Origin of the sequence: Streptomyces sp. NBC_00091, from assembly GCF_026343185.1 — a bacterium.
In the GTDB taxonomy this organism is placed as follows: domain Bacteria; phylum Actinomycetota; class Actinomycetes; order Streptomycetales; family Streptomycetaceae; genus Streptomyces.
The window spans coordinates 58,953-80,644 of sequence record NZ_JAPEMA010000002.1 but is presented as its reverse complement, the minus strand read 5'-3'; the positions used below and the strand labels follow the sequence as shown (position 1 = coordinate 80,644).

At 72.9% G+C, this 21,692-nt stretch carries 21 protein-coding genes and 1 pseudogene; 17 read left to right on the top strand and 5 right to left on the bottom strand.

The annotated features are described in order from the left end of the window. Positions 1–46 precede the first annotated feature (46 nt). Positions 47–1,123, bottom strand: a complete 1,077-nt coding sequence (locus OOK34_RS28110) for a tetratricopeptide repeat protein (RefSeq protein ID WP_267036963.1) — start codon at positions 1,121–1,123, stop codon at positions 47–49. Next, complete coding sequence (locus OOK34_RS28105; RefSeq protein WP_267036962.1) at positions 1,120–2,481, bottom strand: 26S protease regulatory subunit; 1,362 nt, start codon at positions 2,479–2,481, stop codon at positions 1,120–1,122. The genes OOK34_RS28110 and OOK34_RS28105 overlap by 4 nt, the downstream gene beginning before the upstream one ends. 163 nt (positions 2,482–2,644) lie before the next feature. Here OOK34_RS28105 and OOK34_RS28100 point away from each other — a divergent pair. The 15 genes and pseudogenes from OOK34_RS28100 (at position 2,645) to OOK34_RS28030 (ending at position 17,442) form a co-directional block, all read left to right on the top strand. Continuing rightward, positions 2,645–3,569, top strand: a pseudogene (locus OOK34_RS28100) (SDR family oxidoreductase). A 307-nt stretch (positions 3,570–3,876) separates the two neighbouring features. Further along, positions 3,877–4,779, top strand: coding sequence for a CAP domain-containing protein (locus OOK34_RS28095; protein ID WP_267036961.1), 903 nt, complete (start codon positions 3,877–3,879; stop codon positions 4,777–4,779). A 196-nt stretch (positions 4,780–4,975) separates the two neighbouring features. After that, complete coding sequence (locus tag OOK34_RS28090; RefSeq protein ID WP_267036960.1) at positions 4,976–5,548, top strand: hypothetical protein; 573 nt, start codon at positions 4,976–4,978, stop codon at positions 5,546–5,548. A gap of 362 nt (positions 5,549–5,910) precedes the next feature. Continuing rightward, positions 5,911–6,726, top strand: coding sequence for a thioredoxin family protein (locus OOK34_RS28085; RefSeq protein ID WP_267036959.1), 816 nt, complete (start codon positions 5,911–5,913; stop codon positions 6,724–6,726). Continuing rightward, the gene (locus OOK34_RS28080; protein ID WP_267036958.1) at positions 6,723–7,334 is read left to right on the top strand and encodes a TlpA disulfide reductase family protein; all 612 of its coding nucleotides are present in this window, start codon (positions 6,723–6,725) and stop codon (positions 7,332–7,334) included. The genes OOK34_RS28085 and OOK34_RS28080 overlap by 4 nt, the downstream gene beginning before the upstream one ends. A gap of 147 nt (positions 7,335–7,481) precedes the next feature. After that, positions 7,482–8,057: a hypothetical protein gene (locus tag OOK34_RS28075; protein ID WP_267036957.1), complete on the top strand. Its 576-nt coding sequence runs from the start codon at positions 7,482–7,484 to the stop codon at positions 8,055–8,057. 38 nt (positions 8,058–8,095) lie between these two features. Further along, positions 8,096–8,824: a response regulator transcription factor gene (locus OOK34_RS28070; RefSeq protein ID WP_267036956.1), complete on the top strand. Its 729-nt coding sequence runs from the start codon at positions 8,096–8,098 to the stop codon at positions 8,822–8,824. Next, positions 8,821–10,209, top strand: a complete 1,389-nt coding sequence (locus tag OOK34_RS28065) for a HAMP domain-containing sensor histidine kinase (protein WP_267036955.1) — start codon at positions 8,821–8,823, stop codon at positions 10,207–10,209. The genes OOK34_RS28070 and OOK34_RS28065 overlap by 4 nt, the downstream gene beginning before the upstream one ends. A 496-nt stretch (positions 10,210–10,705) precedes the next feature. Beyond that, entirely contained in the window at positions 10,706–11,617 is a 912-nt protein-coding gene (locus tag OOK34_RS28060; protein ID WP_267036954.1) for an ADP-ribosylglycohydrolase family protein, read from the top strand. Positions 11,618–11,716: 99 nt separating this feature from the next. Continuing rightward, complete coding sequence (locus OOK34_RS28055; RefSeq protein ID WP_267036953.1) at positions 11,717–13,003, top strand: MFS transporter; 1,287 nt, start codon at positions 11,717–11,719, stop codon at positions 13,001–13,003. Positions 13,004–13,215: 212 nt separating this feature from the next. Beyond that, positions 13,216–14,229 carry an SPFH domain-containing protein gene (locus OOK34_RS28050; protein WP_267036952.1) on the top strand — a complete coding sequence of 338 codons (1,014 nt, stop codon included), beginning with the start codon at positions 13,216–13,218 and terminating at the stop codon, positions 14,227–14,229. Continuing rightward, positions 14,226–15,125, top strand: a complete 900-nt coding sequence (locus OOK34_RS28045) for a hypothetical protein (RefSeq protein WP_267036951.1) — start codon at positions 14,226–14,228, stop codon at positions 15,123–15,125. The genes OOK34_RS28050 and OOK34_RS28045 overlap by 4 nt, the downstream gene beginning before the upstream one ends. Before the next feature lie 238 nt (positions 15,126–15,363). Then, positions 15,364–16,053 carry an NAD(P)H-binding protein gene (locus OOK34_RS28040; RefSeq protein WP_267036950.1) on the top strand — a complete coding sequence of 230 codons (690 nt, stop codon included), beginning with the start codon at positions 15,364–15,366 and terminating at the stop codon, positions 16,051–16,053. A 107-nt stretch (positions 16,054–16,160) separates the two neighbouring features. Beyond that, complete coding sequence (locus tag OOK34_RS28035; protein WP_267036949.1) at positions 16,161–16,436, top strand: hypothetical protein; 276 nt, start codon at positions 16,161–16,163, stop codon at positions 16,434–16,436. A 325-nt stretch (positions 16,437–16,761) separates the two neighbouring features. Then, entirely contained in the window at positions 16,762–17,442 is a 681-nt protein-coding gene (locus OOK34_RS28030; protein WP_267036948.1) for a hypothetical protein, read from the top strand. A 410-nt stretch (positions 17,443–17,852) separates the two neighbouring features. Here the strand turns inward: OOK34_RS28030 and OOK34_RS28025 are convergent, their stop codons facing one another. Both OOK34_RS28025 and OOK34_RS28020 read right to left on the bottom strand, forming a co-directional pair. Continuing rightward, positions 17,853–18,113 (bottom strand): hypothetical protein, encoded by a 261-nt coding sequence (locus tag OOK34_RS28025; RefSeq protein ID WP_267036947.1) that lies wholly within the window; start codon positions 18,111–18,113, stop codon positions 17,853–17,855. Next, on the bottom strand, positions 18,110–18,250 hold the full coding sequence (locus OOK34_RS28020) for a TetR/AcrR family transcriptional regulator (RefSeq protein ID WP_267036946.1): 141 nt from the start codon (positions 18,248–18,250) through the stop codon (positions 18,110–18,112). The genes OOK34_RS28025 and OOK34_RS28020 overlap by 4 nt, the downstream gene beginning before the upstream one ends. Positions 18,251–18,667: 417 nt before the next feature. Here OOK34_RS28020 and OOK34_RS28015 point away from each other — a divergent pair, with 417 nt between their 5' ends. Beyond that, the gene (locus OOK34_RS28015; RefSeq protein ID WP_267036945.1) at positions 18,668–19,195 is read left to right on the top strand and encodes a hypothetical protein; all 528 of its coding nucleotides are present in this window, start codon (positions 18,668–18,670) and stop codon (positions 19,193–19,195) included. A 112-nt stretch (positions 19,196–19,307) separates the two neighbouring features. On the opposite strand, the gene OOK34_RS28010 is transcribed toward OOK34_RS28015, so the two are convergent. Then, a complete protein-coding gene (locus tag OOK34_RS28010; protein WP_267036944.1) occupies positions 19,308–19,568 on the bottom strand; it encodes a hypothetical protein in 261 nt (86 codons plus the stop codon). 1,134 nt (positions 19,569–20,702) lie between these two features. Between OOK34_RS28010 and OOK34_RS28005 the strand changes: the two genes are divergently transcribed. Next, a complete protein-coding gene (locus OOK34_RS28005) occupies positions 20,703–21,371 on the top strand; it encodes a hypothetical protein (protein WP_267036943.1) in 669 nt (222 codons plus the stop codon). Positions 21,372–21,692: the final 321 nt, after the last annotated feature.

Here is a 21,692-nt window from a genome sequence, read left to right as displayed (position 1 = left end):
ACGGGACCTCGACGACGAGGGCCGACGACTGCTGAGGATCGTCCGGTCACCCGGTCTTCCGGCGGTCGTACGCCATGGTCGAAAACGAGGCCATCAAGCCGGCCCAGAAGAGGACCTCGGGCACACTCCGATCGGTCCACGGAATCTGGGATATCAGCAGTGCGCAGAGCATGGTCCACGCAGCCTGTCCCAGCACGATCCGGGCCCAGCGGCCACGGCGTACGAGGGAGCGGATGTTGAGCTGCACTCCGGTACGCAGCCGGTGGTAGCGCAACAGCGCGCCGAAGCCCCAGATCGCGGCCATGACCATCAGCACCCAGAGCCGGTTGCCGAGCGGTACGGGCAGCTCCCGCAAGGTCGGGTCCTTGGCCGTGGCGAAAAGGTCGATCATCGTTCCCGCAGCTGCCAGGCACACCAACGCGAGCCAGCGCGTTCCCCGCAGCAGGCGGTACGTGGCATGGTCGAGGCCGCTGCGCAGCATCGGGGACTGGGGTGCGCCCGCCAGGCCTGCGGAGTACATCTCCGCGGCCCGGGCGGCCGTGACGTCCGGGGTGTTGGCCATCGCGTCGGTGTACATGGCCTGTGCCGTCTCGTTGGACGGGTCGAGGCGCAGCCATTCGACCAGGGCCTGCTTCGCGACGTCCTGACGCTGCGTGCGTACGGCCGTGAAGCACAGGGCCTGGTGGGCGTCGGGCTCATGCGGGGCGAGGCGCACGGCCTCGTGGGCCGCCTCGTACGCTCGCTCGTGATCGGCAGGCGGGGCCGTCGCATAGGCGACGAGCACGCCGGACAGCGCGAAATGCGCGGACCACTTGTCGGGCGCTCTGCGGACGGCCTCCTCTGCCGCCGCCCGAGCCTCGGACGGCCTGCCCAGGCGGAGCAGCACCCGGGACAGCAGAATGAGCGCGCCGACGTGCCCGGGCGAGATCCGGAGCATCTCGGTGGCCGCCCGCTCCGCGAGCTCGTACTCGCCGAGTCTCTCGTGGGCGACGGCGAGCAGCTGCCAGGCCCATGCGTCGTCCGGCTCCTCGGCGAGGTGGGGGGCCAGCACGCCCTTGGACTCCTCGAACCGGTCTGCCGCCTGCAGCGCACCGGCGCGCGCCACCACCGGATTCCCGCTCACAGCTTCCGCCTCTTCTTCAGGTACGTCACCAGGTCGTCGTACATGCCGCCCTCGTTGGCGAACATCGCCACGTTCCGCGCCGCCGCGAACCACGGTTCGGTCGACGGGACCACCGACTTCGCAGCGTCGAGCAGGTCCTTCGTTCCGATCATGCGGATCTGGCCGGTGCGTACCGAGTCGAGCAGCGCGCTCTCGGCCGCCGACTCGCACACATGGGCCAGGTCCGCCCCCGAGAGGCCGTCCGTCACCTTGACGAGACGTCCCAGATCGACTCCCTCGACGGGACGTTCGCGCAGGTGGTAGCGGAGGATCGCCTCGCGGGCGGTGGCGTCGGGCGGCAGGACGAGCAGAGTGCGGTCGAGCCGTCCCGGACGCCGGAGCGCGATGTCCACGTCCCAGGGGACATTGGTGGCGGCGAGGACGAACACGCCTTCATTGGCGGCGGAGTGGATGCCGTCGAGCTCGGTGAGGAGCTGGTTGACGGTGTTGCGCATGCCGTTGTGCTGCGTACGGCTGCGCTTGGCGCCGAGCGCGTCCAGTTCGTCGAGGAAGACGACACAGGGCGCCTGACGGCGGGCGGTCTCGAAGACCTCGTGCATGTTGCGTTCGGAGTTGCCGATCCACATGTCGAGGACGTCGTTGACGGACACGGACAGGAAGCTCGCGCCGAGCTCGCCGGCGACGGCACGGGCGATGAAGGTCTTGCCGCAGCCGGGCGGACCGTAGAGGAGGAGCCCGCCGCGCAGGCTCTTGCCGTACAGCTTGCGCAGTTCGGGGTTGCGCATCGGCGCGAGGAACGCGGCTTCGAGACGGTCCTTCACCTCCTGCATGCCGCCGACGTCCGCGAGCCGTACGACGCCGGGAGCGGACACCTCCCAGGCATCGGCGTCCCCGGGGTCGCCGCTGCCGCAGGCGCTGAGCGGGGGCTCGACGAACCGGGGCTCGACGATGCCGTCGACCTCCTGCTCGGCCGCCCGCCAGTCGAACCCGCCACGGCGGGACGACTCATCGGGGGCGCCCACCGGCTCCGCTACCGGCTCCGCCGGCGCCGCCGATTCGGCGGACGCGGCCGGCCCGGCGGACGACACAGGATCAGAGACCGTGGACGTGTTCGGGGCCACGGGCGTGAGGGCTGCCGGCATCCCCATCGCCCGCACCATCAACTCCCGCGCCGCTCCGTCCCCCGGAGCATGCTGCAAGGCTGCCGCGACCTCCGACACCGCAGCGTCGTGCAGCCCCGCGGAAAGCAGCAACTCCGCGAGGTGCAGCCGCAGAGGGACGTCCCCGGGGGCAGCGGCCACGGCTGTGCGCAGGCTCTGTATCAGCGGGGATTCAGGGGCGGGAGACTCTTCCGGCATGATCCATGTTTACGCGGGACCACCGACGGGAGTCCAGGCGGGGTGGTGTGCGGTGGATCACCAAGGTGGCTGCGTAGGTGTACGCCCATGGGAATCCGGCATGAATGCGATGCCGCCGACCCCGTCGAGCCCCCGTGCCGCCGCGCCGTGGGATAGTCGCCCCATGACGTGGTCGCCCGATCCCGACGCGCTGCGCGGACGTGTCGCCGGCGTGGCGGGCGCGACTCGCGGTGCCGGCCGGGGCTTCGCGGCGGCGCTGGGCGAAGCGGGCGCGACGGTGATCTGCACGGGCCGCAGCAGCGTCAGGGGGCGGGACGGCTCCGACTACGACCGACCGGAGACGATCGAGGAGACGGCGGACCTGGTCTCGCGGCTCGGCGGGACCGGCATCGCGGTCCGGGTCGACCACCTCGATCCCGAGCAGGTCCGCTGTCCGGCGCAACGCCTCCGGGACGAGTACGGACACATCGACGTCCCGGTCAACGACATCTGGGGGGCCGAACTCCTCAAGGGGGTCCCGTGCAGTGGAACACAACGGTGTGGGAGCACGATCCCGACGACGGCCTTCGGATCCTGCGGCTCGCCGTCGACACTCACCTGATCACCTCCCACCACCTCCTGCCGCTGCTCATCGTCCGACCCGGAGGTTGCTGGTCGAGGTGACCGACGGCACGACCGACATCAACGCCTCCTGGTACCGGATCTCCGTCTTCTACGACCTGGCCAAGGCGGCGGTGAACCGGCTGGCCTTCTCCCAGGGGCACGAGCTGGCGCCGTACGGAGCCACTGCCGTCGCCGTCACGCCGGGCCGGCTGCGGTCGGAGATGATGCTCGACAACTTCGGCGTCACCGAGGCCACCTGGCGCGAGGCCCTGGCGGGCGACCGGGCCGGGGGTCTTCCCACCGCGCCGGAAGGCTTCGCGCGGTCCGAGTCCCCGCGCTACGTGGGACGCGCGGCAGCGGCCCTGGCCGTCGATCCGGCACGTGCCCGCTGGAACCAGGGATCGGTCACCTCGGCCGAACTCGCCCGGGCCTACGGGTTCACCGACATCGACGGAGCCCAGCCGGACGGCTGGCACAGCGGCTGAGCGAGGGCCCGCCCGCCCCGGCCGCAGCCCGGTGTCCTGGCGCAGGCGTACCCGCTCGGGCTCCCCGTTTCGAACACGCAGCTCCGGCACACGGCCGGCGGGCCGCTCGGCCAGGTCTGCGCCACCACCGTCGTCGGCCTGGTGGACTCCGCCGGACTTGGGGGGCAATGCCCCCGATCATCCCTGTGTCGATCCTGCGGGCTTCCTTAGGGGAACCTGAAGAACCCCCTCCGCGGCGCAATGCACCCTGGTCAGCGGCCTAGGCTCGGCCGTACTCCCGTCCCCTCTCCAGTGAGGTGTTACCGGCATGAGCCGCAGCCGAACCCCCGCGACCCCGTCCCGTGCAGAGGCCCGCCGGAAGAAGGCGACGCGTACGCGCATCGTCCTGTCCGTCACCGCGGCCGCCGCGGTGGTGGCGGTGGGGGTCGCGGTGGCCGACTCGGGCGGTGGCGACCGAACGGACCGGCAGGCATCCGGAGCCGCGTCCGGTGCGGGGTCGTCGCAGCCGAAGACGGACACCACCGGTCCGGCCCCGGCCGGGAGCCCCGCAGCCACGGCCTCGGCCTCGGCGAGCGCGAGCCCCAGTACGAGTGCGAGCGCGAGCCCCAGCCCGTCCGGGACGCCCGGCGCCGGCGCGAACGGGTCGACCGCACCCGGCGATGGCACCCGCTCCGACAGCGCGCCCGACACCTCAGGGGTCGACCGGCCCGGCAAGCCGGCCCAGGGATCCACCTCCACGAAGGGCAGTGGTTCCGGCGGCTCATCAAGCGGCTCCGGCGGGTCTTCCGGCGGCTCCGGCTCCGGTACGGGCTCCGGCACCGTCAACGGGGACGCCGAGTCCGCTGTGCTCGCCCTCGTCAACAAGGAGCGGGCCGCCGCCGGATGCGGCCCCCTGACGGCCAACGCGAAGTTGAGCGCGGCGGCGCGGGCGTACAGCGACACGATGGCCCGTAGCGGTGTCATGTCGCACACCGGGCCCGACGGGTCCACCATGACGAGCCGGGTGGAGGCGGCCGGTTACAAGTGGTCCGGCCTCGGCGAGAACATAGCCCGCGGACAGAGCGACGCCGACGCGGTCATGTCGGCCTGGATGAACAGCTCCGGCCACCGCGCCAACATTCTCAACTGCTCCTTCAAGGAGATCGGGATCGGCGTCCACAAGGGCGACGGCGGCCCCTGGTGGACCCAGGACTTCGGCACCCCGAGGTAGCCCGTTCCCGCCCGCTCCTCCCACTGCCAGCGGCCTCCACGCACCTGCCCCGCAGGTCCGTCGGCGTCCACGTCCCCCTGCCCCCGCGGCCAGGGGGACGTCCGCGTTCACCGGGCGCGCCCCGGCGCGTGACCGGTGCCGGAACGGTGAAGGCGCCGGTTACGCGCCGGGGCGCGCGTCGGCCACTATGGGGCCCGTGCCCCGAACTCCGCGCTACCTGCTCATATGGCTCTCGTGCACGGCCGCCAGCGTGACCGCCGTGCTCGCAACGGTCCAGTTCGTGGTCGGCTCGACCAGCCACAAGCCCCCCGTGGCGCGTTCGGCCCCGGTCGTCATCGACACGCCCCCCGCCTGGCAGGCGGGCAGCCCCGGACCGGATCAGGCCTCGCCGACCCCGAGCGCTTCCACGAGCCCCTCGCCGTCCGTGACGCCGCAGCCCTCATCGGCGCCTCCCGCTCCCGGCCCCACCCCCGCCAAGGCCTCCTCGGAGGCTCCCCGGACCAGCGCGCCCCGGTCCGGAGTCGACTGCGAACAGGGCGGAGCGGGTCTGCACACCGTCCCCTCGCAGGGCGGCAAGGTCACGGTCCGGTACGGGAGCCGGGGCGTGTGCCTGATCTCCGCGGTTCCCGGCCTGGGTTTCCGGACGACCACCTCGCAGGCCTCCGACGACACCCTCACCGTCACCTTCAGCGGCGACGACCACCGGTCGGTGATCACGGCGACGATCACCCCGTCCGCCAAGGCGAGCGTCCGCGAGAGTTCCTTCTGACGGCAGGCCGGGCCGCTCGGCCGCCCGGCTGCTCGGCCGCTCGCCGGCCCGAACGACAGCGCTTGGCCGCACGGTCCGTACTGCTCGGCAGCCCCGTCGCTTTCGCCTCGTTCGCGGCCCTTGTGCCCCCCTGGGCCGGGTCGCGGCGAAGCGGAAGGTGAGCTGTTCCTTAGGGCATCCTCAAGATCGCCCCGAGCCGGTTCCACGGGGCCCCGGCGGCCCTATGCTCGCGTCAGCCGAGCGGCCGCCGGCGCCGGGGCACGAGCCCCCGTGCAGCGTCGGCCCCGGTTTCACCGAGCCGGGACGCGCCCCGCCGTCCCGTCGTCCGAACCTGCCTTGGGGTCTTCGCCATGAGCTCTCGCATGCTCCGATCCGTCCGCTCCGGACTCCGCACGACGCCCTCCCGCCCACCGCTTGCCCGGCGCCTCCCGCTGGTCGCCGCCGCCGTGGTCGTGGCCGGGCTGGCCACCGCGTGCGGGCCCTCCCAGGCACCCGTCGGCTCCGCCGCGCCGGCCGGCGCCGGGGAGTCGGCGTCGGCGCTGCCCGCGGACGGGACGTCACCGGGCGCGTTCCCCGAGGTGTCCGCCACCGCCTCGGTCCTGCCGTCCGCCGCCGCCTCCGCTTCCGTCTCCGCCTCGGCATCCGCTTCCGCCCCCGGCTCGTCACCGGGCACCGCCCGTAGCGGCGGCGGCAGCGCAACCGGCTCCGGATCGGGGTCCGGTTCCGGGTCCGGTGGCGCCAAGCCGACGTCCGCCGCCCCCGCCCCCGCGCCCGCACCGGCCAAGGTCCCCGGCCCCGGCTACGACAGTTCGGCCGACGCGCAGGCACTGATCGACGAGGCCCTGCGCTCGGCGAAGTCCGACGGCCGGATGGTCCTGCTCGACTTCGGGGCCAACTGGTGCGGGAACTGCAAGGCCGCCGACAAGGTGTTCGCCCAGCTGGTCACCTCGGCGCTCCTCGCGGACGACTACCACCTCGTCAAGGTCGACATCGGCGGCAACAGCTCCGCCAACTCCGCGCTGCTGCGCAAGTACAGCCCCTCGGGCGGGACCTACACGATGCCCGTGCTGGTCGTCGTCTCGCCGTCCGGCACCACGCGGGTCGACACCCATGCCACGGGCAACCCGTCGCTGACGGCGGACGGCATCAACGCCTTCCTGCGCAAGTGGGCCCCGTGAGACGGCGGGTACGCACGGCCGTCTCGGTCCCGGTCGGCGCCGGCCTGTCCGTGGCGGTGGCACTGACGCTGACCGGCATCGTCACGGACGACTCCGGCGCCGGAGCTGCCGCGGGCACCCGCACCGTCGCCGCCACGCCTGCGGCCGGAGCCGTGGTCGCGGCCCCGCAGGCCCGCCCGTCCGCGCCCGCGCTGACCGGGAGCGACCTGGACGGGAGGCCGGTCTCGCTCTCCGCGTTCCGCGGGGAGGTGGTCGTCCTCAACGTCTGGGGCTCCTGGTGCGCACCCTGCCGCGCGGAGGCCGACGAGCTCGTGCTGCTCAGCGGTCAGGTCCGGGGCGAAGGGGTCCGCTTCCTCGGGATCAACACCCGGGACCGGGACCGGGATGCGGCGCGGTCCTTCGTACGCGCCCATGGCCTGGGCTTCCCCAGCCTCCACGACCCCACCGGCGCGCTCCTGCTGCGTTTCCCGCCGGCGGTGCTCAACCCGCGGACGATCCCCTCGACCCTCGTCCTCGACCGCGGGGGCCGCGTCGCCGTGGCCATCGGGGGCGCCGTCAGCGCCGAGCAACTGAGGCCCCTGGTCGCCCGTGTGGCGGCGGAAGGATGACGGCGCCCGTGCACTGGAAGCCGGCCGCGGCCCCGCTGGCGGCGGCCCCGGACGCGGCCGCCCTAGTCGACGGAACGGTCCTGTAGGGCCCCGGGAGGCCTCCCGGAGGCCCCGACCCCCGACGACCCCCGACACGAAGGCACACCGATGAACTTCTCCCCGCACACCCGATTCCGGCGCACGGTACGCACCGCGGGCGCCCTCCTCCCCGTGGCCGTGCTCGTGGCCTGCGGCGGCAAGCCCGCCGGGGCCGCCGCCGACGGACCCCCGCCCACGGCGCGCTTCTCCGAGAACGGCGTCACCGTCACGCTCTCGGTCTCCGGCTGGCAGGCCGCGAAGGGGACCGGGACCCTCACCGCGGTCTTCGCGCCCGAAGCCGCCGGGTTCCACCTCTACAGCACCGCCCTGCCGCCCACCGGCGTCGAGGGCGTGGGCCGGCCGACCGCGGTGACCGTCACCGGCACCCTCGCGGCGGACGGCCCGCTGACGGCGGCACAGACGGTGCGGCCGATCCGGGTGCCGGGGGTCGACTCCCCGCTTCCCGTCTACCCCGACGGCCCGGTCACCACCACCCTCCCCGTCCGCGCATCGGGCAGCGGCGACGCGACGGTGCTGATCGGCTACGCGAGTTGCAGCGTGAAGGACGGCTGCACCATCCCGGTGGCCGACCGCCCCGTGCGGGTGCGCGTCATCGACAAGGGTCCGGCCTTCGTCACGCCCTGACCGCATCCACCGCCGGACCGAGCCTCTAAGGTGTCCGCATGCCGAGCGTCCTGGTCGTGGAAGACGACCCCAGCATCCGCCAGTCACTGATCGAGGTCCTGGCCGAGCAGGGGTACGCCGTGCGCAGCGCCGCCGACGGCTTCGGGGCGCTGCGCGAGGTCACGCAAGCGCCCGTGGACGCGGTGGTCCTCGACCTCGGACTGCCCGACCTGGACGGAGGGGACGCCCTGCGCATGATCCGCGGCATATCCTCCGTGCCGGTGCTGGTGGCCACCGCCCGCGACGACGAGTCCGAGATCATCAACATCCTGAACGCGGGCGCCGACGACTACCTGGTCAAACCCTTCTCCGGGGGCCAGCTCCTCGCCCGCCTCTCCGCCGTCCTGCGGCGCACCGGCAGCGCGCCCCCCGCCGCCGCCGGCGGTACGGCGGGCGCCGCGCCCGCGCAGGCCGGGGACCCCCTGCGGCCCACCGTCGTGGGCGAGCTGGCGGTGGACCCGGGCGCGCGCACCGCGCACCTGGCCGGACAGGAGCTGCGCCTGACCCGGCGGGAGTTCGACCTGCTCGCGTTCCTCGCGCACCACACCGGCCAGGTCGTCTCGAAACGCCGTCTGCTGACCGAGGTGTGGCGCGAGCCGTACGTGGACGACCAGACCGTCGACGTGCACCTGTCCTCCCTGCGCCGCAAGCTCGGCGAACGGGCGGCCGCCCCGCGCTACCTGCTGACCGTGCGCGGCGTCGGCATCAAGCTGGTGGCACCGCGTTGAGGCGTTCCCTGGCCGGCGTGGCCCTCGCCGTGACCTCCATGGTCGCCCTGTCCTTCCTCATACCGCTGGCCGCCCTGGTGATGTCGCTGGTCAAGGAGCAGGGCGTGACGGCGGCCCAGCAGCGCGGCGCCGCCCTGGCGCCGGTGCTCGCCCTGACCACGGATCCGGACGCGCTGCGGGAGTCCGCGGCGGGCCTGGACGCGGCGGACCACCTGGTCGTGCACCTGCCGGGGGCGGGATCCCTGGGCCGTTCCAAGGCTCCTGGCGCGCTGCTCGAACGGGCGCAGCGGGGGCGGGAGTCGATCTCGCAGGAGGTGCCCGGCGGGTGGGTCTGCCTGCAGCCCGTGGTGCTGCCGGGTGACAAGGTCGCCGTCATCGAGAACTTCGTGCCCGAGGAGGAACTCACCCGAGGGGTGGCGCAGTCGTGGGCGGTGATGTGCTTCCTCGCCGTGGGGCTGATCGCCGGCTCGGTGCTGGTCGCCGACCGGCTCGGGGCCAAGGTGGTCCGCTCCTCGAAGCGGCTCGCGCAGGCCTCGCGCGCGCTCGGACTGGGCGACCTGGACGCCCGGGTGGAACCCATGGGCCCCCGGGAACTGCGTGATGCGGGCGTCGCCTTCAACGCGATGGCCCAGCGCATGAACGAACTGCTCGCCGTCGAACGCGAACTCGTCGCCGACCTCTCGCACCGGCTGCGCACCCCGCTGACCGCACTCCACCTGGCATCGGAACGGATGGCGGGCACGCCGGAGTCGGCCAGGGTCGAGGCGGCCGTCTGCGAGCTGGAGACCGAGCTGCAGGCCATCATCGCCGCGGCGCGCACCCCGCTCGCCGTGGGCCCCATGGGCCAGGGCCTGCTCGGTACGGAACGGCCCCCGGGAGGCGGGGCCGGTGCGGCCGGGGGCGGGGGCCCGCGCAGCGAGGTGGCGGAGGTCGTCCGCCGCCGGACGGCCTTCTGGGCGGTCCTGGGGGAGCAGCAGGACCGTTCCTGCTGCCTGGACATCACCCAGGAGCCCACGGCCGTCGGTCTCTCGGACGACGACGTCGCCGCCGTGGTGGACGCCCTCATCGGCAACGTCTTCCGCCACACCCCGGAGGGGACCGCGTTCGCCGTCGGTGTCGTACGCACGGCCCAGGCCGTGGAGCTGGTCGTCGAGGACGGCGGACCGGGCATCCCGGAACCGGACCGGGCCCTGTCCCGCGGAAGCAGCACCGGCTCCACGGGGCTGGGCCTCGACATCGCGCGACGGGCCGCGACCGCGACCGGCGGTACGGTGCGCGTCACGCGCGGGCCGCTCGGAGGGGCGCGCATCGCCGTGACCTTCGCCCTGGCCGCCCCGGCCCCGTCGGGACACCGTGCCCGCCTCGCCCGGCGCCGCAAACGCTGAACGCCGCCCTCCCGGACCCCGGCCCCGGGCCGGCTCCTGGAGCTGACCCTCGCCCGCGTCGACGAACCCAGTCGTTCAGGGGGTGCCGCAGCTGGTCGCCCCGCCGGGGCAGGTGACGCTGTCGTTGGACGCCAGGCCGGCGATCCCCAGCACCAGGACGATGAGAGCGAGGATGATCAGAGGTACGTGGTCTGCGGCCCAACTGCCTTGCCCACGCGCAGGTTCGGGAGAGCCGGGCTGTTGATCCGCACGGTCGCGTGCGGGCTCGGCGCCGGGCCCGTCGTGTCCGGCTGTCGCCATCGTGTCACCCGCCGTCGTCGTCTCCTTCTCGATGACACGGCATCGGACCGCGCCCGTCAAGCCCCGTGCAGAACGCGGCATCCGCCGAGGTCGTGCTCCACCACGAGCCGCACCGCAGAGCTTGGGGCACGTCAGTGGCACGGCCCGCGCCGAAAAAGCGGTGCCGAGGGCGCCGGCGCCTTGTGACAATTGATCGGTGATCAAGCTGCCTCCCGCCGCGCGGGACTCGTTGGCCGGGCTCGCCTTCGGCGATGCCTTTGGCGACCGCTGGTTCGGCATCCTGCGCTGCGAGGGCCCGGCAGCCCTGGAGGCACGGATCCTGCCCCCGGAGCCGCTGTGGCAGTGGAGCGACGACACCGCCCAGGCACTCGTGCTCGTCCGGGAACTCGCCGAGGGCGGCGGAACCGTCGACCAGGACCGCCTCGCCCTGCGCCTCGCCACGGCCTACGCCGACGACATGCACCGCGGCTACGGAGCCTCGATGCACGACGTGCTCCGTCGGATCGGCTCGGGCGAAGCCTGGCGGGAGGTGGTCGCCGGACAGTTCGGCGGCCAGGGCTCCTGGGGCAACGGCGCTGCCATGCGTGTGGCCCCGCTCGGCGCCTGGCTCGCCGAAGACCTCGAGGCCGTCGCCGAGCAGGCCGCCAAGCAGAGCGAGGTCTCGCACCACCACCCGGAAGCCGTCGCCGGAGCAGTGGCGGTCGCCGTGGCCGCGGCGCTGGCTACCCGCAGCCGGGGCGGAGCCGTCCCGGCGCGGCCGGACTTCCTCCGCGCCGTCGCCGAACGGCTCCCCGTCGGCGACGTCCGGTCCGGGTTGCGGATCGCGGCCCGGATGCCGGAGCGGACCTCGGCCCGGCACGCCGCGGAGGTCCTCGGCTCCGGCTACCGGATGTCCGGGCCCGACACCGTGCCCTACGCCCTCTGGTGCGCGGCGACCCACCTCGACGACCTGCACGAGGGCCTGTGGTCCACCGTCGCCGGGCGCGGGGACATCGACACCACGTGCGCCATCGCGGGCGGGGTCATCGCCGCCCGCACGGGCGTCGCAGCCCTCCCGCCCGCCTGGCACGCAGCCCGTGAGCCGCTGCCCGCGGCCGCGTACGGATAGGAACGTGCGCCCGGTCCGCTGGCAGCGGATGTCCGGGGAGGAGGCGCAGCGGAGGTGGCCCGTGGCGTAGGGGCGGCTCCCGCCGGGCAGAGCGTGATCATGACAGAGACCGCTACGCACACCCCCGCCCCGCCGCGCCACCCGTTACGTCAACTGCTGGCCGCGTCCGTCGGCAACGCCGTGGAGTGGTACGACTGGTACGCGTACACCTTCCTGGCCACCCACATCGCACGGCAGGTCTTCCCGCCCGGCGCGAGCAACTCCCTGGTCCCGCTGCTCTCCACCTTCGCCGTCTTCGCCGTCGGCTTCTTCATGCGCCCGGTCGGCGGGCTCCTGATGGGCGCGATCGCCGACCGGCGGGGCCGGCGCACCGCGCTCACCGTCACCATCCTGCTCATGGGAGGCAGCAGCCTGCTGGTCGGCCTCACTCCGACGTACGCGGCCGTCGGCGTGCTCTCCCCGGTCGTCCTCGTGACCGCGCGGTTGTTCCAGGGTCTTTCCGTCGGCGGGGAGTTCGCCGCGTCGACCACCTTCCTCGTGGAGTCCGCCGGGCCCGGCCGCAGAGGCCTCTTCTCGTCGTTCCAGTACGTCTCCACCTCCATCGGCCAACTCGCCGCCTCCGGCCTCGCCGCACTGCTCGTGGCCGCGCTCCCCGAGGACGCCATGAACGGCTGGGGATGGCGCGTGCCCTTCCTGCTCGGCGCCGTCCTCAGCCTCGCGGGGTTCTGGATCCGGCGAGGCGCCGAGGAGACCCTCGCCGCTCACCCCGCCGCAGCCCCCCGCCCCGGGCTGTTCGACGCGCTCCGGCACCACCCCGGCGCCTCGCTGCTGATCGGCGGCATCACGGCCGGAGGCACCCTCGCGTACTACACATGGACCTCGTACCTGCCGACGTACGCCGAGCTCGAGACCGGCATGGCCAAGCGTGACGCGCTGCTCGCCGGGACGCTGTCCCTGGCGTTCTTCGCCCTGCTGCAGCCGATCGGCGGCCTGCTGTCCGACCGCTTCGGACGCAAGCCGTCTCTGCTGTTCTTCGGGCTCGGCTTCGCCGTGCTCGTCGTACCGCTGTTGCGCGCCCTGGACGGCTCATTCCTCTCCCTGCTGCTCGTCCAATGCGCCGGCATGGTGCTGCTCACCGGCTTCACCTCGATCTCGGCGGCCGTGAACGCGGAGATCTTCCCGGCTCGGGTGCGGGCGGCGGGCATCGGCTTCCCGTACTCGCTGACGGTCGCGCTCTTCGGCGGCACGGCCCCGTACATCGGTACGTTGCTGCAAGACCTGGGCATGCCGGGCCTGTTCTCCTGGTACGTCGCCGTGCTGTGCCTGTGCTCTTCAGCGGTGTACCTGCGGCTGCCGGAGAGCGCCCACAAGCCCCTCGATCGCTGACGGCTGTTCCCGACCTCGCACATACCCGGCCCAGATGCGGCCGCCGAGATCGACCACGTCGCCGACCTGCCCGCCCCCAGACAGGCGCCGACGCAACGGTCCCCGTTGCCCGAACAAGGTCGAACGCGCGGATGGCGAGCCCCTTTTCGTCCTCTTGACGATATGACCATTCCCCTCTTATCGTCTTGTTGACGAAATGAAGGGGGTTCGCCATGGCCGACATCACCCGGCGCCTTGGCTGGCGTCATCTGCGCTCCGCGCCCACCGCTCACATCCGCCACCACAAGCGCGGCCGGCTGGTCCACGACGGCCGGGGGCTCAGTTTCTGGTACCGGTCACTGTCGGCGGCGCTTTCCGAAGTGCCGGTCGACGACCGAGAGTTGGCCATGGCCTTCCATGCCCGCACGGCCGACTTCCAGGACGTCACGGTGCAGGCCACCGTCACCTACCGGATCAGCGACCCGGCCGGAGCCGCGGACCGGCTCGACTTCTCCGTCGACCCGGACACCGGGAGCTGGCGCGGCGCGCCCTTGGAGCAGATCGCCACTCTCCTCACCGAGACCGCGCAGCAGCACGCACTGGACGTACTGGCCCGGACACCGCTGGCCGCCGCCCTGGTGGACGGGGTCGCGTCCGTGCGGCAGCGCGTCGCCGACGGTCTCGCCGCCGAGCCCAGGCTCCCGGCCACCGGCATCGACGTGGTGGCCGTGCGGGTCGTGGCGATCCGCCCCGAGGCCGAGGTGGAGCGCGCACTGCGCACACCGGCCCGCGAGCAGATCCAGCAGGAGGCGGACCGGGCCACCTACGAACGGCGGGCCGTCGCCGTCGAGCGCGAGCGTGCCATCGCCGAGAACGAGCTGGCCAGTCAGATCGAACTGGCCCGGCGCGAGGAACAGCTGGTCGACCAGCGCGGCATCAACGCCCGTCGCGAGGCAGAGGAAAAGGCGGCGGCGGACGGTGTACGGACCGAGGCCGAGGCGGCCCGCAAGGTCCGCCTGGCCCGCGCCGACGCCGAGGCGGCCCGTGAGACGGGCGCGGCGCGCGCCGAGGCCCAGGCCGCCTGGCTGCGGGTGCACGGCGAGGCCGACCCGGGCACGCTGCACGCCTTGGCGGCGACCCGGCTGGCGGAGAACCTGCCGCGGATCGAGAGCATCACGCTCTCCCCAGACGTCCTCACCGGGCTCCTCGCCCGGCTCGGACGTCCGGACGGCGGAGCGGGCGAGTGAGCCTGGCCCCACGGGCGGTACTCGTGCACCGCAGGACCGAGTACGAGGAACTGCTCGCCCGGCACGGGACGCACGGGCAGGCCGCGTTCTTCCTCTCCAGCCGGGGCCGCTCGATCGACGAGGTCGTACGCCGCCACGACCGCGTGCGGCAGGCGCTGCGGGAGGTCGCGGCAGCCGTGCCGCTGACCTGGCGCAGCACCCGGGTGGAGCGGGCGGACCTGGACCGCTTCCTGTTCGCCCCGCAGGACGTGGTGGTCGTGGTCGGGCAGGACGGCCTGGTCGCCAACACCGCGAAGTACCTCTGCGGACAGCCGGTGGTGGGCATAGACACCGACCCGGGGCGCAACCCGGGGATCCTGGTCCGTCACCGCAGCGCCGACACTGCCGCCCTGCTGTGCGCCGCGAGCGCCGGCGGGGGCCGGACGGAGGAGCTGACCATGGTCGAGGCCGTCGCCGACGACACCCAGCGCCTTCTCGCGCTGAACGAGATCTACCTGGGCCCGCCCGGCCACCAGACGGCCCGCTACCGCCTGGGCCCCGACGGCGAGGAGGACCCGGGCGAGGCCCAGGCATCCTCCGGGGTGCTGGTGGGCACCGGCACGGGCGCGACCGGCTGGCTGCGTTCCCTGTGGCTGGAGCGCGGCAGCACCGCTGAGCTGCCCGCACCGTGCGACAGGCGGCTCCTGTGGTTCGTACGCGAGGCCTGGCCCTCACCCGGCACCGGAACGACGAACGTGGCCGGTGCGCTGGGGCAGGGCCAGGGGCTGCGGCTGACCGTGGAATCGGACCGGATCGTGGTCTTCGGCGACGGGATGGAGGCCGACGCCCTGGAACTGACCTGGGGCCAGAGCGTACGCCTGGGCATCGCGGAAACGTCGCTGCGCCTGGTGACGTGAGCGCGCCCCCCCGAGGCCCCGACCAGAGGCGTCTGGTCGGGGTCGTCGCGCACCGAACGGGCCGGGCACCGGACCCGGAAGGCCCTCCTGCGTCCGGACGTTGGCGCCGTCGTGGATGGAGAGCGTGTCGTGGGTGCCGGGGATACGTCCGCAACGGGCCTGCGGTTGGTACCCCTGTGAATGTGGCATCCTGCGGAGACCCCGGCGGGCCGGCCGCCGACGGCGGAAAGGACCCCTCGTGACCCGCAGCGCGCTCCTGGTCGGAGCCACCGGACTGGTCGGCGGACAACTGCTGGCGCGGCTGCTGCGCGACCCGCGCTACGACCGCGTCACCGTACTGGCCCGCCGCCCCCTCGGCCTCGAACACCCGCGGCTGGACGCCCGGGTGGTGGACTTCGCCAAGCTGGGGGCCGACGACCTGCCGGCCGGGCCGGGCGAGACGGACGTGTACGGCGCACTGGGCACCACCATCCGGCAGGCCGGCTCCCAGGAGGCCTTCCGCGACGTCGACCAGCACCACACCGTGCGGGTGGCCGAGCTGGCCCGGACCTCGGGCGCCACACGGATCGCCGTGGTCTCCTCGGTCGGCGCCGGATCGGGCTCCCGCGCCTTCTACCTGCGGGTCAAGGGGGACATGGAGGCGGAGGTGACGGCCCTGGGCTACCCGCAGACCGAGTTCTTCCGGCCCTCCTTCATCCTCGGCCGCCGCCCCTCGCACCGCCGGGGCGAAGGGCTGGGCAGCTCCGCCGCGACCGTCCTGGCCCCGCTGCTGGCCGGGCCCGCCCGCCCTTACCGGCCGGTGCCCGCGGGCCGACTGGCCGCGGCGATGATCGCCGCACTGACCGAGGACCGGCCCGGGGTCCGGGTCCGCACCTACGACGACTTCCTGGCCCTCGCCCCGGAGCCGGTGGCCGCGGACCAGGCATAACCGGGCGGTACCGTGCCGGAAGCAGCCGCACGGCCTTCCCGACTCGGTCGGCCGCGCCCGTGAGGGCACACGGGAGCCGTGAGTGGGAACGTGTCTTCCCGATACGCGTGGCGCAGCACGGAACGGGCAAAGGGAACCGGCGGGTCGCGGCGGCAGCGGCTGCCGCCGTCCTCGCCCTGACGGGGGCGGTGATCGGTGCGGCCGGCCCCGCACAGGCCGCCGCACCGGTCTGCGACGGGACCAAGGTCGACACCCTGGACTTCGCGACCGGATACACCTACCTCTACTACAACCCCGCCACGGGCCAGAACTGCGCGTACACCGTGCCCAAGAGCGGCAGCGGCACCCCCGCTCATCGCCGTGGGGCTGTTCCGGGCCACTGACAACGAAGGTGTCTGGGACAGCCGGGCCGATTACAAGTACTACGCCGGACCGGTCCGTCTCGACGCCCGCGGCACGTGCGTCCTGTTCAACGGCCAGGTCGCGTCCACGTCCGCCACCTCGGGGTGGGGCCACTGCGGCACTCTGGCGGCGGGTGCCCGGTGAACGCTGCGCGCCGCATCGGCGGCCTGGGCGCTCGCCCTGACCGCCGCCGCGACCCTCACGGCCCCGGCCACTGCGGCTGACACCCGATCGGCCCCGTGGGACGGGGCTGCGGGCGGCAGTGATGGGACGCTGGGGGGTGAGGAGGCGCGCGCGGTGGCTTTCATGGACTCCCTGGTGCTGTTCGCCCCGTTCTTCGTGCCCGTGATCAGCGGCCTGGTGGGTGGGGCCAGCCTCCTCATCCGGGACCGGCGCGAGGCGCGAAGCGCCGATCACCACTACCGTCAGCATCTGGAGAAGGCGCATCTGGAGATCCAGTTCATCACCGGCTGGATCCAGGCCAGGGAGCAGGCGGGGACCAACGGCCCGGGCCCGGCTCCGGACCCGGATCCGGGCCTCTGGCTGGACGACTGCTACGCGTCGGTGCACCGCGCCAAAACGGATACGGGGGCCCGCCGCCGGACGGGGCCGGTATCGCTACGGCGCCTGCTCCTGCTGGGGGAAGTGAGCGGCCGCGCGAAGAGCATGCGGGTCGTGTACTGGATCTCCCTGGCCCTGTTCAACGTGGCGCTCGCGTGGTGGGTGAACGCACTCGTCTCGGGCGTACCTGGCTTCATGCACGAGGAGGGCGTCGCCGAGTCCGAGGAAATCGGTTCGTACCTGGTGGTGGCATGCGTCTTCTTCGTGGTGTCGGCCATCCTGTGGGTGTGGACGGTGCACCTGGGCGCGGCGGAACCGGAGCAGGTCTACCGCAAGCGCATCGACTCGGACGCCTGGGCGGAGCAAGAGCGCCAGAGGCGCCGGGCCGCCCGCGCGAAGAGGGCTCGTCGCGGGTCTGCAGGCTGATCCGCGCGTCCTCGATGCCAACCGGCGGGTGTGGACTGCACGCCCTCCTTCCCGACTGTGTCCAGCCGGTCCTGGCCGATACGGTCGCAGTCGCACGGCTTCTCGCAGGCCCGGCGAAGCAGGGGGGGGGCTCGTCGAGGGGCGGATCCAGGCGGCGTCGTCAGCTTGTGGTGAGGAACTGCCACAACGATTCGACGAGCCGTTCGCTCCGGTGCGGGGCGAACCGTTGCCGATACTGGTTGGCGAGACCGGTGGGCACGGGCCACTCCTTCGTCCTGGCGGCCGTCCCCGTCCCGTTTCCCTGAAGCGACCGCGGTGCCTCCAGCCCGGGTCGCCACCGCACGGACAACATGCTGGGGGCAACGCCGAGGATCTCGAAGGAGGGAGCGCCGATCGGCCCTCCTGCTGCGTCAGCTGGTGGTGGCGGCAGCATCGCCGAAGGCGGCGGCGAGTGCTCGCGCGATGAGTTCCGGGAGTTTCGTCTCCCCGTTGTCCTCGGCCCAGCGCGTCAGCGCGGTGTGCATCGCGGCCAGGCAGGCGCCGGTCGCGGCCTGCGCGCCGAACTGGGCGCCGGGATCGGTGGTGTCGACTGCGAGGGCGCCGACGATGGCCTGTTGCAGCGCGTACTGGCTGTCCAGGTGCCGGGCCCGCAGCGCGGGAGTGGAGGTCATGAGCCGGAGGCAGTCCAGCAGGAACCGTTCGTCCGCCGCGGGGCCGGCTGCTCTACGAGGACGAGATCTTCCTTGGTCGGGAAATGCCGGTACACGGTCATGGCCGAGACGCCGGCGGCCTCGGCGACGTCGGCCACCGTCACCGTGTCGTAGCCACGGTGAGTGAACAGTCGTACGGCGTGCCTCTGGATCCCGCCCCGAGTTTCGGATCGCTGTCGTTCCCGCAGGGTTGGGTGGCGCCGTGCACCATCCGCAGCATGTCCTCAGGCCCTGTGGAGGGCTGCCCTGCTGTCCCGTATGTCCATATGGCCTCGTGATCCATGGTGTGGATCTTCGCATGCGACCTCCTGCCGGTGTCCGGCCGACCGTTGTCAGTGGCGGGCGTGAGGATGCGGGCATAGCGCTGAACCGGCCGCCTTCTGAAGGGTTCTCCATGTCCGTTTCTGTTTCCGGGCCCGCAGCCGACGTCGCGGCCGTCTCCTTCCCCACCGGCTGGTGCGGCACGGACCTGGGGCGTTTGCGGCCGTGCGCGTCCACCTATGAGGTGTAACGCCTTGGAGAGCCTGCCGCCGCTGGAGCCCGCGCAACTCGACGACGGGTTCGGCTGGCTGGGTGGGGCGGACGGGCGACGATCCGAGCACACGGAGCATCTCGCGGCCCTGGAGCGGGAACTGGCCGGGGCCGGACTGGCGCTCCCCGGGGACTTCGCCGCCTTCTACGGCAGCGAGCACCTCTGCCGCGCCTTCGACGAGGTCTCGGTGACGGCCTGCTGGAGCCACCTCTCCGGTCCGCTGCACAGTCCGGCCGAGGAGGGCGCCCGTCTCGTGCGGTTCTTCTCGCATGTGGAACTGGAGTCCGCCGGTTTGTGGGCGGAGGGGGAGCCGACCGAGGAGGTCCGGGCCGCGGTGGCCTCCTCGCTGATGCGGTGCGCCGACACCTTCCTGCTTGGCCTGGGTCTCCGGAGTCGAATGTGCTTCGAACTGGATCGCTGCGGACGCGAGGGTGGCCTTCGTCTGATCAGGAGGCCGGGAACGGCCGCGACGAGCGCTGCACGGGCTGTGCCGTCACCCCGGCCATGTTGATCGATGGGTCCTTCTGACTGACCGGTCAACTACGACCGGCCACCACGTGCTACGTGCCGCGAAGGTGGTGGCCTCGCGGACCTGCCACCGGCCTCGCTACCGGGTTCGCAGCTCAGGGGATGCTGGTGAGGGGCCAGACGCTTTGGGTGTGGCGTCGGATGGCCGCGCGTATGTGGACCATGGCGAGGATGGCACTCATGTCCGTCTTGCCCACGGTGTAGCGGACGTGGTCCTTGCAGAACCAGAGCGCGTTCTCGGGGTGCCCCTCGTGTTCGAGCGGCGGCGCTATCGGACGGAAGTACACGAGCGTGAAGGACTCATAGTCGTGGTCCGTGGAGGACGCACGGCAGATCGTGCAGCACGGAGGCATCACGGTTGGTCGCTCCATTCCGCCGGGCGGATCATGATCACAGAGCATACGCCTCGACCGGCGACCATCTCATCGGACCATCGTCAAATCCGCCGTGGCCACGTGCCAGGTCAGCCTCCCGGATGGACGACACCACCCCGACCGGCGCCTGCCCGCGAGCTCCTGCAGGACCTCATCAGCGGGAGCGCCGCCCCGACAGACGCAGAACGCAGCCGGACTGTCAGGCCGACCTCGTAGCCCACCCCAGAATGGCCGTCGTGTCCATGCCTGGATCTTCACCGGCCCTCCACCGGGGACCAGATCAACTGAGACAGCAACCGTCGTCCAAGCGCCCGGGACCAGACCAAGTAAGACTCGTGGCGACCACGCGTCTCAAGCGATCTGGTTGCCGCAGGTCAGGGCTCTGCCTACAGTCCAGATCATCTGAGACGGGACAGCGCGGCCATGTCCGCGGCCCCCGCCCCGGGCGCGGGCCGTACCGGGCGGTGTGGTGCGGGCATATGGATCGGCCGTGCCTTCACCTTCCGGGGTGGGCCTTGGGCTTCGTGGCGGGGCGTGCATCGGGCCTCGGCGGGGCGGCCCTGCGCGGTCGGGTCGGGCCTTCGGCCTTCCGCTGGGGCGCCGGCCGGGCGTTCTGGCTCCCGCCGGATGCCCCTCGGGCGGCTGGCGCGGGGCGGGCCGGGGGCGGGAGCGCGCTCGGCCTCTGGGGTGGAGGGGGTCTCGGGCAGGCGGGAGAGAGGCAGTGTCGGCCCGGTCGCGGGCTGTGCGGGCCGGGGCGCTGGGTGCTTGTCGTCCGCCGGCACCGCGGCCGGGGAGACTTCGACGGGCCGGGTAGGGGCGGGGTGGACGGAGATGCATCCGGAGGCCGCGAGCAGCGCGGCGAGGAGCAGGGGGCAGGGACCAGCGGCGCATGCCGTCACGGTGCCGCAGCCGGACCCCCGCCGCCTCTGACGACGCCGCTGCGCCCCTCGGATGGATGATGCGACGGCCGTCCCTCCGGGCCGCCTCGGGCTGGCCTGGCCGACCCTGGAAGAGGGCGAGCCGTGAGGGACCTGGGGATGGTGCTGCGACCGCCGGTTGAGCCGATGCTGGCGCAGGCCGCGGAGTCGGTGCCGGGTCCCGCCGCGCTGCGGGCGGGTGTGGCGTACGAGCAGAAGCTGGACGGTTCACCGGGCGCTCGTCTTCACCGCGGCCGGCCCGGGCGGCGCCGTGCTGGTGCAGACCCGCCGCGGGGCGCTGGTCCAGGACCGGTGGCCGGACCTGGTGGCGGCCGCCGAAGCGCAGCTGCCCCGCGGCCTGGTCCTCGATGGCGAACTGCTCGTCTGGGACGCCGAGGCAGGGCGGTTGTCGTTCGAGGCGTTGCAGCGCCGGGCCGCCGCCCGCGCCCGCGGCGCCCCCGCCCTGGCCGCCGGGTGGTCGGCCTACTTCGCCGCGTTCGACGTCTTGCAACTGGACGGCGAGGAGCTGCTGCAACGCCCGTACAAGGAGCGGCGCGCCCTCCTGGAGCAGTTGTTCACCGATCACGCCCTGACGGCCCCGTGGACCCTCGTCCCGATGACGACGGACCTGGTCAAGGCGCGGGAGTGGCTGGAGACCTGGACCGATGTGTCCGGGGTCGAAGGCTTGTTGATCAAGTCCCTGACCAACGGGAGGTGGCACGCCACAGGGCGCGTGAGGCGGGGGTGGCGCCGGGCCGCTGGTCACCTGACTTCGTGGCCAGTGCGATTGTTCCGGCTACCGGCTTCCGATGGCACCCAGACTGCCAGCGCGTCCCCCTGGCGGTGGGCAGTCCTCCCGGCATCATGAGAAGCGGATTTGCGCCACCGAAGAGCCTGTCGAACTGCTGTCAGAACGCTGCTCTTCGACATGGACAGAGCGCCACCTCCCTGACCCGTCCGGAGGTCGTCCCGCCACGAGGCGGACCATGTGTGCCGAGGTGTTGGTTGGCGTTCGACCCGGCGGAGTTGTCTCAGCTGTGGGCTGTGGTGTCTATGGGTGGTGGGTTTGGAGGCGGCGTCGTACGTCTTCGGGTTTGATGTCGTTGAGCCAGGAGCCGAGGCCGGCTGCCATGACCAGGGGGTCGATGCCGAAGAGCTGGCCGATGTGGTGCATGTCGCGGAGGCTGTA